This window comes from Erythrobacter sp., from assembly GCF_040217515.1.
GTDB lineage: Bacteria > Pseudomonadota > Alphaproteobacteria > Sphingomonadales > Sphingomonadaceae > Erythrobacter.
Map to the genome: position 1 here is coordinate 1 of NZ_JAVJPT010000005.1, position 13,868 is coordinate 13,868.

The following is a 13,868-nucleotide window of genomic DNA, read 5'->3' on the forward strand; positions in this document are numbered from 1 at the left end:
CAGCAGCCCAGAACCTCCGAAAACTGGCCAAGATGCAACCAATGCCGGGGCTCGCACCCGCCTGAGCGGGATGGCAGCTCGCTCGCGTAAATCCAAACCTCGCCTTCAGCTCACCCCTGCGGCGACTTCTTCAACAGAATACGCCCAATGTCAGACGTTCAGGCTTCGCCGGGCCGGTCTTAAAAGCAGACTTGGAGCGCCGCCTATCTGTCGCACCAACGAAAAAAGCCGCGGCACGCCCTGACGCGCCGCGGCTTCGTTCGTTTGCATGGGATCAGAACTGCGCCTGGATGCCGAACTGGACCCGTGTGCCGAGGTCGAAGGTGTTCACTTCGATCCGGCCGGTTTCGTTTTCGAGGAATTCGAAATTGTCGCGGCCGAAGATGTTGCGCACCTCGAAGCTCAGCTGGAGCGGCAGGCCGAACGCATCGAGATCCGAGCGTGCGACGAAATCGACCGTGAGACCCGGATCCTCGACCACGTCGGGGGTTGCGAAGCCGCGCGTGGTGACCCGCTCGCTGGCATAGTTGAACAGGATGAAGGCCTGCTGGGTCTTCTCGAAGTCCTCGAAGCCGAGCTGGACATTGGCGACATGGTCCGACTGGCCGACCAGCGGATTGCCTTCCTCGAACACGATCGACACCGGAACGTCGCCGACAACCGTCGGCACGATCGCGTCCGGATCGGGCAGGCCGAGCTCGGAGTCGGTGAAGGTGTAGTTCGCGATGACGAGGAATTCCTTCGTCTCGAAAAAGCCGCCCCAGCTGCCGAGATCGAAGCCGTAGATGAACTCGAACTCGGCCCCGAACAGGGTTGCCTCGGGCGCGTTGGCATAGGTCGTCGTCAAGTCGCCCGTGCCCGATCCGCCCAGGATGATCGGCTCGATCGGGTTCTCGATATCCTTGTAGAAACCCGCGAGGCTGACCCGGTTGCGCCCGCCGAGATAATATTCGGCGCGGCCTTCCAGGTTCAGGAACTCGCTGTCGATCAGCTGGGCGTTACCGCGGAAATCGCGGTTGGAGACCGGATCGAAGTAGATCTGGTCGACCAGCTCGCGGAATTGAGGCCGGGCGATGGTCTTCGATGCCGACAGGCGCAGCTGCAGGTCGGGGACGACTTCCCAAGTGACCGTGCCGCCCGGCAGAAAATAATCGTTTTGCAGGTTGGTCTCGACCGGCAGAGTTGTCGTCTGGCCTTCGGGCAGGGTGACGCGTTGGGTCGCATCCTCGTAGCGGACACCGACATCGACCGTCACCGTGTCGGTCGCCACCCAGCGGACCTGGCCGTAGGCGGCATGGACTTCAAGCAAAGCGTCGAACACCGGGAAATCGACGAAATCGAGCACGTCGACATTGAACCCGGCGAGAGTCGCGCCGTTGATGATGTCACCCGGTTTCTGCAGGCCGAGCAGGGCGGGCTGGAAATCGACATCGGTGCGGTTGTCCGGCCGGATCAGCGGGGAGAAGATGCGGCTTTCGGACCGGCGGTCGGTGTCCGAATAGGCGTAGCCCACGGTGATGTCGAAGCCATCGATCCCCGACCAGGTGAGGTCGGCTCCCGCCGATAAGTTTTCTTCCTGTAGGTCGTCGAAACTGACCGACTGGTTGAAGAACTCGTTGTCCCCGTCGAAATAGGCGATGAAGTTCGAGCCCAGCTGGTTGCGCAGCGAATCCGGCGGTTCGGCCGTGGTCGTATCGTTCGACCGGGCGTAGAGGATCTGCGTGTTGAACGGTGCTTCGCGGTCGGTCCGGGCATAGCCGGCGCGCGTGTCGAGCTCGAACGCTCCGTCGCCGAATTCGAACTCGCCGACCAGCTGCGTGTCGATCAGCTGGCGTTCGAACCAGGCGGTGCGCTGACGCTGGAGATCCGCCCCGTCGCCCGAACCGAGCGTCACGTCGAAGCCTTCGGCGAGGCGCGCGGTCTTGAGCGTGTCGCGGATGTAGAGATTGGTCCAGCGGATCGTGTTCTCGCCGAAATCGAGGCCGAAGCTCAAAAGGCCGTTCACGAGGACGTTTTCATCGGTGATGAAATTGGTCGAATCTTCGGTGATGAACGAGAAATCGTCGATGCTCGCGCGCTGATTGCGGACCGAGCGGTTCTGCCGCTCGTTCTTGTAGCCGGCGGTCGCGATGATGCCGAGATAGGTGCCGTCGCCCACTTCGAGGCTGAGACCCCCGGTAAGGTTGGCCGAGAAATTCGCCGGCAGGCTGTCCTGCCGCTGCAGCGTGACGAGATTGGTCGGCAACAGCTGGCCCGCGATCGCTTCGCGGGTAAGGGCGGTCGGATCGCCCACCGTCGCATCGAGCGGGATCTGGTCGAGCGGTGTCCCCTGGTCGATCGCCCGCTGGAGGAAGGAGGGAATGTCGCGGTTGCCGTTGTCGAAACCGAGCGAGTCGAGGTTGGAGCCGAAATAGGTCAGCCCGTTCTCGAACGTGGTTTCGCTGTCATATTCGCCGCTCATCGAGACGGTGAGGAAATTCTCGACCGGGATCGCGCGGGTGGTGAGGTTGATCACACCGCCGCCGAATTCGCCGGGATAGTTCGCCGAATAGGTCTTCTGCACGAGGCTGGAGGCGACGATGTTCGTCGGAAAGATGTCGAGCGGGACGACACGGCTCAGCGGTTCCGGGCTGGGAAGGGGCAGGCCGTTCAGCAGCGCGAGCGAATAGCGATCGCCCAGACCGCGCACGAAGACGCGCCCGTCGCCGACAAGGCTGAGACCGGTAACGCGCGAGAGCGCGCCGGCGATGTTGCCTTCGCCCGTTCGGGCGATATCCTCGGTGGTCAGAACGTTAAGGACCTGGGTCGAGCCGCGCACCGGGTCGCGCTGGCGACGGCCGGTAACGATGATGCCGCCGCCGGGTACGGAAACTTCGGGTTCGTCGTATTGTTCATCTTCGCTTCCCTGGACGCTCTCGAGAAGCGGATCGTCCGCCTCGCCCTGGTCCTGCGCGCCCTGGTCCTGCGCATAGGCGATCGACGGGAATGTGAGCGAACTGGTGAGAAGCAGCAGCCCTGCAAGGCGCTTGCCGGTCGACATAATCTGAGACCCCCTCATGTTAGGTCCTGAATTCTCACGGCCGGTTGGCCGCATTGTCCGATAGGGGAGGCGCCGCGCGCGAACGCGGCGCCTCCGTCCAATCGTGCCGACTGGGATCAGCCCTCGTTCTCGCGGAGCGGGAGCGAGGTGCACGCCGTGCCCGAACCGAAGTCGAGAATGCTCGAGTCGCAGGTCCAGCCCACGAAGCGGTCGTCCGAGTCGCTTTCCAGCGCACCGATGTAGTCGGCGGCGACGAAGAAGCTCGACAGGCCGGTCACATCGAAGGTCGGGGCCGTGCCCGCATCGTAGAAGAACGCGTTGGTGAAGGTCACGTCGGTGTCGACCGTGTTGTTCGCCGCAGCGTCGTTGTAGATCGCCTCGAGGTCGGCCAGAGCCGCACCATCGGTGGCACGCAGCGGCTGCGTGTCCGAGCAATCACCGATGACCGAGTTGAAAGTCGGATCAGCGTCGATCGTTTCGGGCTGGTCGATGCGTACGCAGGGCGTGCCGTTGGCCTGGATCACGCCGTTGGCGAGCCGGATGCGCGAACCACCGCGGGCGCGCACGACCTGGTCGTTCCCCGAACCCTGGATGAAGGTGAAGTTCACCACCGAAAGCACTGTCTGCGGACGCGCGTCGGTCGAGAAGTCGTCCGGCGGGCTGTCGAGTTCGATGATGCTGTCGCCCGCATCGGAACGCTGCGAGACCACCACGTTCTGCAGCGCCCCCTGGGTGCCGGTGTCCGCGTCGATCGAGTCGTCCGACGCGCCGACGACCGCGACATTGCGCATGTTCACCGTGCCGCCGAAGAATTCGATGCCGTCATCCGAGCTGTTGAACGACTGGATGTTCTCGAACGTCGTGCCGCCACCGATCGCGCCGGTGGTGAGCGCCTGCAATTCGTCGCCCGGAGCGATCGCGAAGCCGGAGAAGCGAATCTGGTTGAAGCTCATCGAACCCGAGCTGTCGTCATCGTCGGCACCGCCGAAGATGGTCGAGATCGTGGTGCCTTCGAGCAGCTGTTCGCACTGCGGGTTGGCGGTCGGGTTGGCATCGGTGTTGAACACGCCGGTCGAGCAGTCCGAGGTCGGCGCGCGACCGAGCAGGACGACGCCGCCCCACTGCTGGTCCGAATCGTCGTCGGCGAGCCCGAGCACGTTGTCGCGGCTGGTCCAGATGATCGGCGCGTCCGCAGTGCCGTCGGCCTCCATCGCATTGCCGCGATTGACGACGAGGAAAGAGCGACCGGTCGCGGCGTAAATGATGACACCAGGCTCGACACCCAGCGTAACTTCCGTGTCGGTGCTGGAGAAGCCCTGGTCGGTGCCGACATCGACCCGGCCGTTCATCGCGTAGAGCAGGCCGGGGACATAGCCCAGCGTGTCATCGGCATCGAACACCGCCGGCAGTTCGCAGACGCGATATTCGCCGGTCGGCCCCTGGATCGTACCAGCATCGGTCAGGCCGCCGGTCGAGTTGATGGTCGGGCAGCCGGCCGCCGGGGTGACGAGCGACTGGGTCGGCGTCGGGGTCGGCGTCGGCGTGGGCGTCGGAGCCGGATTGTTGATGATGATGTCGCCGCTAGTGCCGGGCGAGACGATTTCGTCCGCGCCGCAGCCAGCCAGAGCGACCAGGCTGCAACCCAGGACGAGAGTGCGTTGAATATTTTTCACAGCGAGCGGTCCCCTCAAAAACCGAGAATCGAACAAAGCGCGTCGTTCGGATGCGCAATCAGGGCGCTAGGGGCGGCGCATGACACTATTCTTTCATCATGACAGCGAGGATGAAATTTATGTAATATGATTGAAGAAAGACAAATATGACAAAACGATCCCGCCCGAGCGAGCGGCCGGATGGCAAGGCTGTAACATTTAACCTACTGAAAAACAATGGCGAAAACCCCAAAGATTGCGATTATGCGACAATGTTACAGTTCTATTGCACTTTCCGGTCTCATGCCGCATCATACTCCGCACGTAACAAGGAGACACGATATGGCCCTTTTGAAAACCATGGCCGCCGCCGGCGCGCTCGCCTTTGCGCTTGCTGCGCCCTCTCATGCACAGAATGCAACCAACGATCTTTCGGCTGCGACTCTCGCCGAAGGGCGGCAGGCCGACGCGATCCGCGCGCTCGAGCGCCAACGCGCCGCTGCACCTGACGATGCTGCGGTGCTGATCAATCTCGGCATCGCCTACGCCCAGGCGGGTGAAGAGGAACGAGCGAAGGACCTGTTTGAGGCCGCGCTGACCAGCGACGAGGTCGTGCTGCTGCAGACTGCGGCGGGCGACGAGACCGATTCGCGCCGCCTAGCGCGCAAGGCTCTGCGGATGCTGCGCGAGGGTGCCTTCCGCCCGGCCGACAGGGATGCCCTTTCGCTGCGCGATTGAGCGCGGCTTTCGGCTCCTGGCCGACGATGACCGGGGCGGGCGCGAGCCTTGCCCCGGTTTTTCGTGCGCGCAGTGCGTGGCCGGACGGGCGCTTTTGGCGGGAAATTCGCGCGGGCTTGCGCTATGACGAGACGAGAGAGTTCATGCGAATGTCACCCGCCTGTCATCAATGATCGACAAGGGGGCGGGATTGGAGGGTTGTAAGTCGATGATTCTCGCCCGTGCGAGCATTTGGGGCCTCGCCGCCGCTTTCGCCCTCGGCGCGGCCGCGGCCAAGGCCGATGTCATGGTGGTGGACGAAAACGGCGCCCGCTGGGTTGCCGGCGGGGTTTCCGCGCCCGGTGAAGGGCCCGATTCGGTCGCGGCCGATCCGGTGCTGGTCGGGGGGGAGCCACTTGCTGCGGACTATGCCGGAGGCGGGTCTGACGACGATTCCGGCCCGGCGGGCTCTTCCGAAGGGACCGTGCCCGAATCCGCCGTCGTCGATCCGTCCGCCCATTACGGCGCCATCCCTCCCGCCTATGCAGCGAAGATCCACGAACTCGCGCGCCGTTTCGACCTTTCACCCGCTTTGCTCGAGGCGGTGGTGTGGCAGGAGAGCCGCTGGCGCGCCGACGCGGTCTCCCCTGCGGGAGCGCGCGGGCTCGCGCAATTGATGCCGGGCACGGCGCGTTATCTCGGGGTCGACCCGGACGATCCGCAGGCCAATCTCGAGGGCGGGGCGCGCTATCTGCGCGAACAGCTCGACCGCTTCGACGGCGACCTTGAAAAGGCGCTCGCCGCCTATAATGCCGGACCCGGCCGGGTGATCCGCGCGGGCGGCATCCCGAACATTCGCGAGACGAAAGGCTATGTCGCCGCGATCATGGGCCGCCTTGCGAACCATTCCCGCCCGAATGCCCAATAGGGGCCTGCGCCGGGCCAGAACGATTTACAGGATGATGGAACACCGAATGAATTCGATTATGACTGTCCCGGCCAGGATGCTGGCCGTTCTCGCCCTGCTGGCCCTGCCGGTCACGGCGCACGCGCAGAGCGAGGCGACCCGCTCGGAAAGCCCTATCACCGATGCGCTGTTGTGGATGCAGGGCCTGCTGCTTGGGCCTATCGCGACCAGTCTCGCCGTGATGGCGGTGGCCGGTGTCGGCTTCATGATGCTGACCGGCCGGATGAACTGGCGCTATGGCGGCACGGTCATCATCGGCGTGTTCATCATCTTCGGCGCGCCGCGCCTCGTCAATTCCATCGGGGCGTTCTGAAGGCCCATGAGCGCGCTTGTCCGCCATCCCGTCCACCGGACCCTGACACGGCCGCAGATGTTTGCGGGCGTCACGCTCAATTTCTTCATCATCAACATGATGGTGACGACGATCGCGTTTCTCGTGCTGGACAGCTGGTGGATCTTGCCGGTGCCGTTCATCATGCACGCCATCGGCTATTTTGCCTCGCTGCGCGAACCGCGTATCTTCGACCTGTGGATCACGAAGGTCAGCAAATGCCCGCGCGTTGCGAATCACAAGCGCTGGGGCTGCAACAGCTACACCCCGTGATGCCCAACGACACCGGCCACCCGAAGGAGGCCCGCACATGGTGAAATGGATCGGACCCGCCGCCTGGAGCGCGAAGGAAGCGCGCGTGGGCGAGCGGCTGCCCTATGCCCGCCTGATCGACGAAAGCACCGTGCTTTTGCGCGACGGATCGGTGATGAGCGCGATCCAGGTTCCCGGACTTCTGTTCGAGACTGAGGATTCGGACGCGCTCAACGCCCATGCCGCGACGCGCGAAGTCATGCTGCGCTCGACGCTCGATGCGCGCTTCGTGCTGTATCACCATGTCATTCGCCGCCGGGTCGAGGTCGAGCTGGACGCGGACTTCGACGATCCGCTTTCGCGCCACATCGATGCGCGCTGGAAGGAGCGGCTTGCCGGGGGATCGCTGTTCATCAACGACCAGTTCGTAACCCTCATCCGTCGCCCCGCGCGCGGCAAGACGGGCCTGCCCGAACGCGTGGGCCGGTTCTTCTCGCGCCGCGGGGCCGAGGAACTTGAGGCCGATCCCAAGGATGTCCGGACGCTGAAAAGCGCGATCACCGGCCTCGTCGCCTCGCTCTCGTCCTACGGCGCAAGCGTGCTGGCCGATTACACGTCGCCTTCAGGCGGCATCAATTCTGAGATGCTCGAGCTGCTCAGTGCGCTCTATAACGGCGAAATGCGGCCCGTGCGCCGCCCGAACGACGATGTCGATATCGGCCACATGCTGCCCTATCGCCGCGCCAGCTTCGGCCTCGATGCGATGGAATTGCGCGGGTCGGGCGCGCCCGATTTCTCCGCCATCCTCGGGCTCAAGGACTATCCCGAGGCGACGTCGCCCGGCCTGCTCGACGGGCTGCTGCGCCTGCCTTACGAAATGGTCGTCACCGAAAGCTACGCGCCGAACGAGCGCACCACGGCGCGCGAGCGGATCGACTTGGCGCTCAGGCGCCTGCGCTCGGTGGACGAGGAAGCCGCGGCCGAGCGCACCGACATGATGAATGCGCGCGATGCGCTGGGCGCGGGCTCGGTCGGGTTCGGCGACCATCACCTGACCGTGCTCGTGCGCGAGCGCGACCTCCCCCGGCTCGACGATGCGGCGGCGGCCTGCGCGGCGGCGCTTGCCGACACGGGCGCGATCGCGGTGCGCGAGGACGTCAATCTCGAACCCGCTTTCTGGGCCCAGTTCCCGGGCAACGAGGATTTCATCGTGCGCCGCGCGCTGATCTCGAGCGCGAACATGGCGGGTTTCGGGAGCTTTCACGGCTTCGCGCTGGGGAGCGCGGCGAACAATCACTGGGGCGATGCGGTCACCCTGCTCGAGACGACCAGCGCGACCCCGTTCTTCTTCAATTTCCACCACGGCGACCTCGGCAATTTCTCGGTCATCGGGCCCAGCGGGTCGGGCAAGACCGTGGTGATGAATTTCCTTGCAGCCCAGGCGCAGAAATTCAAACCGCGCACGATCCTGTTCGACAAGGATCGCGGGGCGGAGCTGTTCATCCGCGGGATCGGCGGGCGCTATGATCGGATCAATCCGGGCGAGCCGACCGGATTTAACCCGCTCGCGCTGCCTGACACCGCCGCCAACCGCGCCTTCCTGCGCGACTGGCTGGGCGTGCTGCTGAAAGCCGACGGGCCGGAGGAATACGCGACGATCAGTGCCGCGGTGGACGCGGCCTATGCCAACGATTCGCGCCTGCGCCGCCTGCGCCACTTCAAGGAATTGCTCGCAGGGGCCCGCCGGCCCGAACCGGGCGACCTTGCCGACCGGTTGGGCGCGTGGATCGGCGATGCGAGCGGCGAGGGCGGCGAGCATGCCTGGATGTTCGACAATGAACGCGACGCGCTCGACCTCGACGAGCGCGTGCTCGGCTTCGACATGACCGCGCTGCTCGAAAATCCGCGCCTGCGCACGCCGGTGATGATGTATCTCTTCCACCGCATCGACGAACGGCTCGACGGACAGCCGACGATGATCCTGATCGACGAGGGCTGGAAGGCGCTGGACGACGAGGTCTTCGCCGCGCGCATCCGCGACTGGCTCAAGACCCTGCGCAAGCGCAACGCCCTGGTCGGATTCGCCACGCAGTCGGCGCGCGATGCGCTGGAAAGCCGCATTTCCACCGCATTGGTCGAGCAGACTGCGACCATGGTTTTCATGCCCAACAGCCGCGCGCGGGCCGAGGATTACTGCGACGGTTTCGGCCTGACGGACCACGAACTCGCGCTGATCCGCTCGCTGCCCGCGCACAGCCGCTGTTTCCTAGTGCGCCAGCCCGATGCAAGCGTCGTCGTGCGATTGGACCTGTCGGGCGCGCCCGAGGTTCTGACCATCCTGTCGGGCCGCGAGGCGGCGGTGCGGCGGCTCGACCTGCTGCGCGAAGCGGTCGGCGACGATCCGGCGCAATGGTATCCCGCGCTCACGAATCGCGCCTGGCCCGATGGGGGTGGGCCTGATGGATCGGGCGAAATGGACGCGAACGGGCATCCGGTCTGGCAGGCGGCGGAATGACGACGTCCTGCGATCTCGTCGCCCAGGACATGGGCGCAGGCGTCGCCGCGGCGCTGACTGCGGTCGACTGCATCGCCGCGCAGGTCAGCGAACAGGCTTTCGGGCGGCTGTTCGGCGATGACGGGCAGATGCGATTCGTGCTCGTGTCGCTCCTGGTGTTCTACGCCGCGTTCTTCGGTATCTCGCTGATGCTGGGTCGGTCGAACGTATCGGTGCGGCATCTTGTCCCGCGCATCATGACGGTGGGGCTGGTGCTGACCTTCGCGACCAGTTTCGTCGCCTTTTCCACCGTGTTCTACAACATTTTCGTGCTCGGGCCCGACTGGGTGGCGGGCGTCCTGACAGGCACGGAAGGATCGGCCACGGCAACCTTCGCGCAAAAGCTCGATGTCGTATTCCTCGCGGTGCAGGAGGCCTCGACCGGGCAGAGCGATATCAACGCCTTCTCGCCGCCCGGCATGATGTGGCTAGGCGCGATGCTGCTGCTGCTCGGCACGGTTGGCCTGCTGGTGACGGCGCGGATCGGGCTGGCGCTGCTGCTGGCAGTGGGGCCGATCTTCGTGGTTCTGGCGCTGTTCAGCGGCACGCGCGGGCTGTTCACCGGCTGGCTCAAGGGCATGACGATGCTCGCTCTCGCGCCGCTGTTCGCGGTGCTGGGCGGCACGATCATGCTCGAGATCGCCGTGCCCATCCTCGCCGCGCTGGTCGCGGTACCCGGCCAGATCGACCAGCAGGCGGCGATGGCCTTCTTCCTCGTGGGCGCGGTCCACATGGCCTTGATGTTCATGGCGCTCAAAGTGACGACGACCATGGTGTCGGGCTGGCAAGTCTTCGGCCTTGCGAGCTCGGACGAAAGCGGGCGCGGGGTCGATACGACGCGCCCGCCCTCCTACGCTGCGCCTTCGACGGGCAGCGCGGGAACGACCCTGCCTGCGAGCGCACCCGCCGCGAGCGCCGCACCGCGCCGCGTCGATGTCGCCGGACTGCGCACCGCCGCCCCGGCGAACGATTATGGCGGCGCCGGCCCGGGCGATAGCGGCACGGTGCGCGAAACACGCGTCTACGCCACCTCTTCAGCAAGCGGTCAGGCAGCGGGCGATAGCCCCGCTGCATCGCGCACGCGCGGGATCGGCAACCGGTTCCGCCCGGCATCTTCGCCGCGCGCCAAGGGCGCTGCGGCCCCGAAAACGGAGACCTCCCGATGACGCGCGCCCTTGCCTTCGCGCTCGCCCTTTCGAGTTTTGCCATCGCTTCGCACGCCACCGCGCAGGCCACGTCCGACGAGCGACGGGACGGCGCGTCGCAAAGCGACGCCCGGATCCGTACGCTCACCTTCGACGAGGCGCAGGTCTTCACGATTCGCGGGCGCGTGCGGGTGCAGACGACGATCAAGTTCCGCGAAGACGAGCGCATCGAGAATGTCGCGATCGGCGACAGCAAGGCGTGGCAGGTCCAGCCGAACAAGGCCCAATCGATCCTGTTCGTGAAACCGCTGGAGCCGAGCGCTGCGACAAATATGACCGTCGTGACCACCAGGCGGACCTATCTCTTCGACCTCGTTGCCTCGCCGCGCAACGAACCGCTCTACGTGCTGCAATTCTCCTATCCCGAGGCCGAGAAGGCCGAGCGCGAGGCCCGCCTCGCCGCGCAGGCCGAACGCGACGCGCAGGAAAAGGCGAGCGCGCTCGAAATGGCGGCGGCGCGCGATCCGTATGCGGTGACCGATCCGTCGGTGCTTAATTTCGAATGGGCGAGCGAGGGCGACAGCGAATTGCTGCCGGCGCGCGCCTATGACAACGGCGAGGCGGTCTTCCTCACTTGGCCCGCGGGAACACCGATCCCGGCGATCCTCGTCATGAACGAGCGCGGCGAACTGGGCGTTGCCAATTCGACCGTGCGCGGGGACACGATCGTGCTCGACGAAGTGCCGGGCCAGATCATCCTGCGCTCTGGCGACGATACCGCCACGCTCACCAATGCCGGCCCGCCTCGTCCGCGCAGCGCGGCTGCGGGGAAGGGCATACAGGGAGGCTCGTGAATATGGTCCGCAACCGATTTGAAGGGGAGATGAAGTAATGCGTCTTGCCATGCGACTGCCGCCCAAGAAGGGCGATTCGACCACGGGCGGTGCCGATGGCGATCCGCGCGAACAGGAAAGCGCCGAAGTCATCGACCTCGCCAGCCGGAGCGCCTTTCCCGGCGTTGCCGACCGCAAGGCGAAGACCGACGGGCTCGGCCTTGCTGCGGGCGGGCTGATCGTGCTTGCGCTCGGCGCAACGACCTTCTGGGCGATGAACGCGCCCGAGACCCCCGCGCCCGAGCCGATCGGCAACCCCGATGTCGCCCCGCCGCAGCAGGCCGCCGCACCCGCGCCCGCCGAGGCCCCGGCCGAAGCGCCCGCTCCGGCCGAACCGCGCCCCGATCCCGCCCCCGCGCCGGTTCTCGCGCGTGATCCGGGTGCGAATCCCGCCTCTGCGGCCAATCCCTATGCCAGCCCGACCATGGTCTATGACGCGAGCAGCGCTGCCAATCCGGCGCGTGTCGGCGATCCGGCAGGCTCCGCGCCATCGGGCGAAGTCATGGCCAATGCCGGGGGGGCGGCTGCCGGCGGCTCGGCTGCGGCCTTCGCCAGCCGCATCGGCGGTGTCGGCGGCGCGCCCGTTCAGGCGCAGCCGATGGCCAATCCCTCGACCACGGTGACGCAGGGGACGATGATCCCCGCCGTGCTCGAGACCGCGATCAACACCGACGTGCCCGGTTATGTCCGCGCGGTGGTAAGCCAGGACGTGAAAAGCTTCGATGGCAAGAAAGTGCTCATCCCGCGCTCCTCGCGCCTTGTCGGGCAGTACCAGTCGGGGGTCGAGCAGGGGCAGAAGCGCGCCTATGTCGTCTGGACGCGCCTGATCCGGCCCGATGGCGCCTCGATCAACATCGCGTCGCCGGCGGTCGCCTTCGACGGGACGACCGGCCTGGCGGGCGATGTCGACTCGCATTTCTGGAGCCGTTTCGGTTCGGGCCTGCTGTTCTCGACGATCGGCGGGCTCGGCGCGATCGCGACGGGCGGCGTCGGCGGGGTCATCGTCGCCGGCGGCGCGCAGAGCGCGGCGAACTCGGCGGTGCAGCAGAACGGCCAGCGTCCGCCCACGATCCGCGTGCGCGCGGGAGAACCGATCCGCGTTTTCACCGCGCGCGATCTCGATTTCAGCACGGTCGCGAACTGAACGCGAGACGGGGCAAGGGCATGAGCGCGGACATCCATTCTCTCGGCACGGGCGACGCTCCGGCCGATGGGTCCCTCTCCGGTCCTGTCGATGGCGAGATTCCGCGCGACAGCCTCGCCGACCTGTCCGAACGCAGCGTCTATCTCGACGCCTATCTGGCCCCGTTCCGCCGCTGGCTGCAGAAGGACACGGTGACCGAGATCATGGTCAACCGGCCGGGCGAAGTCTGGATCGAGGACGCGTCCGATCCCGGTATGCAGCGCATCGACACGCCCGAAATCGACGACCGGCTGGTCCAACGGCTCGCCGAACAGGTCGCGCGGGTTTCACACCAGGGCATCAACCGCGAGCATCCGCTCCTCGGCGCGACGCTGCCTGACGGGGCGCGCATCCAGTTCTGCGGGCCTCCGGCAAGCCGCCGACACTGGGTCATGGCGATCCGCCGCCACCGCCGACTGGACCTGCCGCTCGACGCTTATGACACCGGTCCGCTGACGGGTGCCGAAGCGCCTGCAATGCCCGATGCGCAGGGCGAACCCATCGCTTTTCTGCGCGAATCGATCCGGCAGCGTCGCACGATCCTCGTCTCGGGCGGGACCAGCACCGGCAAGACCACGTTCCTCAACGCCATGCTCGGCGAGATTCCGCGCCACGAACGCGTGGTGCTGGTAGAGGACACGCCCGAACTCAAATTCCCCGGCGAAAATTCGGTCGGCCTCGTCGCGGTCAAGGGCGAGCTGGGCGAGGCCAAGGTGACGGCGAACGAATTGCTGCAGGCCGCGCTGCGCCTACGGCCCGATCGCATCGTGCTGGGCGAATTGCGCGGCGCGGAGAGCGTCTCCTTCCTGCGCGCGATCAACACCGGCCATCCTGGCAGCTTTTCCACGATCCACGCCAATTCGCTCAAAGGCGCACTGGAACAGCTCTCGCTGATGGTGATGCAGACCGGCATCGGCCTGACGCGCACCGACACGATCGCCTATGCCGCAAGCGTGATCGACGTGCTGGTGCAGCTCGGCCGTGATGCGAACGGCAAGCGCGGCATCGTGGAGATCGCCGACAGCAGGAGTCTTGTTTGACTGCCATCGCGCCGCCGCGCGATGCGGACCGCGCGACCCGCCTCCCGCTTATCTGACATTCTTGTGACACCGGACCTTTCGTGATTTACACGGG

The 13,868-nt window shown here is 65.8% G+C and carries 11 protein-coding genes; 9 read left to right on the plus strand and 2 right to left on the minus strand.

What is annotated here, in order from left to right:
- Positions 1-274: 274 nt before the first annotated feature.
- Both RIB52_RS05880 and RIB52_RS05885 read right to left on the minus strand, forming a co-directional pair.
- Positions 275-3,040 carry a TonB-dependent receptor domain-containing protein gene (locus RIB52_RS05880; protein ID WP_350173902.1) on the minus strand — a complete coding sequence of 922 codons (2,766 nt, stop codon included), beginning with the start codon at positions 3,038-3,040 and terminating at the stop codon, positions 275-277.
- A 116-nt stretch (positions 3,041-3,156) separates the two neighbouring features.
- Positions 3,157-4,713, minus strand: coding sequence for a beta-helix domain-containing protein (locus tag RIB52_RS05885; RefSeq protein WP_350173904.1), 1,557 nt, complete (start codon positions 4,711-4,713; stop codon positions 3,157-3,159).
- Positions 4,714-5,034: 321 nt separating this feature from the next.
- Here RIB52_RS05885 and RIB52_RS05890 point away from each other — a divergent pair, with 321 nt between their 5' ends.
- From RIB52_RS05890 to virB11, 9 genes are all read left to right on the plus strand, one after another.
- Entirely contained in the window at positions 5,035-5,430 is a 396-nt protein-coding gene (locus RIB52_RS05890; RefSeq protein WP_350173906.1) for a tetratricopeptide repeat protein, read from the plus strand.
- A gap of 208 nt (positions 5,431-5,638) precedes the next feature.
- On the plus strand, positions 5,639-6,337 hold the full coding sequence (locus RIB52_RS05895) for a lytic transglycosylase domain-containing protein (protein WP_350173908.1): 699 nt from the start codon (positions 5,639-5,641) through the stop codon (positions 6,335-6,337).
- 46 nt (positions 6,338-6,383) lie between these two features.
- Positions 6,384-6,689, plus strand: a complete 306-nt coding sequence (locus tag RIB52_RS05900; RefSeq protein ID WP_350173910.1) for a TrbC/VirB2 family type IV secretion system protein — start codon at positions 6,384-6,386, stop codon at positions 6,687-6,689.
- A 6-nt stretch (positions 6,690-6,695) separates the two neighbouring features.
- Positions 6,696-6,980, plus strand: a complete 285-nt coding sequence (locus tag RIB52_RS05905; protein WP_350173912.1) for a VirB3 family type IV secretion system protein — start codon at positions 6,696-6,698, stop codon at positions 6,978-6,980.
- A 37-nt stretch (positions 6,981-7,017) separates the two neighbouring features.
- Positions 7,018-9,474 carry a VirB4 family type IV secretion/conjugal transfer ATPase gene (locus tag RIB52_RS05910; RefSeq protein ID WP_350173914.1) on the plus strand — a complete coding sequence of 819 codons (2,457 nt, stop codon included), beginning with the start codon at positions 7,018-7,020 and terminating at the stop codon, positions 9,472-9,474.
- Positions 9,471-10,679: a TrbL/VirB6 family protein gene (locus tag RIB52_RS05915; RefSeq protein ID WP_350173916.1), complete on the plus strand. Its 1,209-nt coding sequence runs from the start codon at positions 9,471-9,473 to the stop codon at positions 10,677-10,679. The genes RIB52_RS05910 and RIB52_RS05915 overlap by 4 nt, the downstream gene beginning before the upstream one ends.
- The gene (locus tag RIB52_RS05920; protein WP_350173918.1) at positions 10,676-11,512 is read left to right on the plus strand and encodes a TrbG/VirB9 family P-type conjugative transfer protein; all 837 of its coding nucleotides are present in this window, start codon (positions 10,676-10,678) and stop codon (positions 11,510-11,512) included. The genes RIB52_RS05915 and RIB52_RS05920 overlap by 4 nt, the downstream gene beginning before the upstream one ends.
- 49 nt (positions 11,513-11,561) lie before the next feature.
- Positions 11,562-12,695: a TrbI/VirB10 family protein gene (locus tag RIB52_RS05925; RefSeq protein ID WP_350173920.1), complete on the plus strand. Its 1,134-nt coding sequence runs from the start codon at positions 11,562-11,564 to the stop codon at positions 12,693-12,695.
- Positions 12,696-12,715: 20 nt separating this feature from the next.
- Positions 12,716-13,774: a P-type DNA transfer ATPase VirB11 gene (virB11, locus tag RIB52_RS05930; RefSeq protein ID WP_350173922.1), complete on the plus strand. Its 1,059-nt coding sequence runs from the start codon at positions 12,716-12,718 to the stop codon at positions 13,772-13,774.
- The last annotated feature ends 94 nt before the right edge of the window (positions 13,775-13,868 follow it).

Excerpts from the sequence above, each read along its gene's own strand:
- RIB52_RS05895 (WP_350173908.1), top strand. The coding sequence starts at position 5,639 with ATGATTCTCGCCCGTGCGAGCATTTGGGGCCTCGCCGCCGCTTTCGCC.
- RIB52_RS05905 (WP_350173912.1), top strand. The coding sequence starts at position 6,696 with ATGAGCGCGCTTGTCCGCCATCCCGTCCACCGGACCCTGACACGGCCG.
- RIB52_RS05900 (WP_350173910.1), top strand. The coding sequence starts at position 6,384 with ATGAATTCGATTATGACTGTCCCGGCCAGGATGCTGGCCGTTCTCGCC.
- RIB52_RS05915 (WP_350173916.1), top strand. The coding sequence starts at position 9,471 with ATGACGACGTCCTGCGATCTCGTCGCCCAGGACATGGGCGCAGGCGTC.
- RIB52_RS05910 (WP_350173914.1), top strand. The coding sequence starts at position 7,018 with ATGGTGAAATGGATCGGACCCGCCGCCTGGAGCGCGAAGGAAGCGCGC.
- virB11 (WP_350173922.1), top strand. The coding sequence starts at position 12,716 with ATGAGCGCGGACATCCATTCTCTCGGCACGGGCGACGCTCCGGCCGAT.
- RIB52_RS05920 (WP_350173918.1), top strand. The coding sequence starts at position 10,676 with ATGACGCGCGCCCTTGCCTTCGCGCTCGCCCTTTCGAGTTTTGCCATC.
- RIB52_RS05890 (WP_350173906.1), top strand. The coding sequence starts at position 5,035 with ATGGCCCTTTTGAAAACCATGGCCGCCGCCGGCGCGCTCGCCTTTGCG.
- RIB52_RS05880 (WP_350173902.1), bottom strand. The coding sequence starts at position 3,040 with ATGTCGACCGGCAAGCGCCTTGCAGGGCTGCTGCTTCTCACCAGTTCG.
- RIB52_RS05925 (WP_350173920.1), top strand. The coding sequence starts at position 11,562 with ATGCGACTGCCGCCCAAGAAGGGCGATTCGACCACGGGCGGTGCCGAT.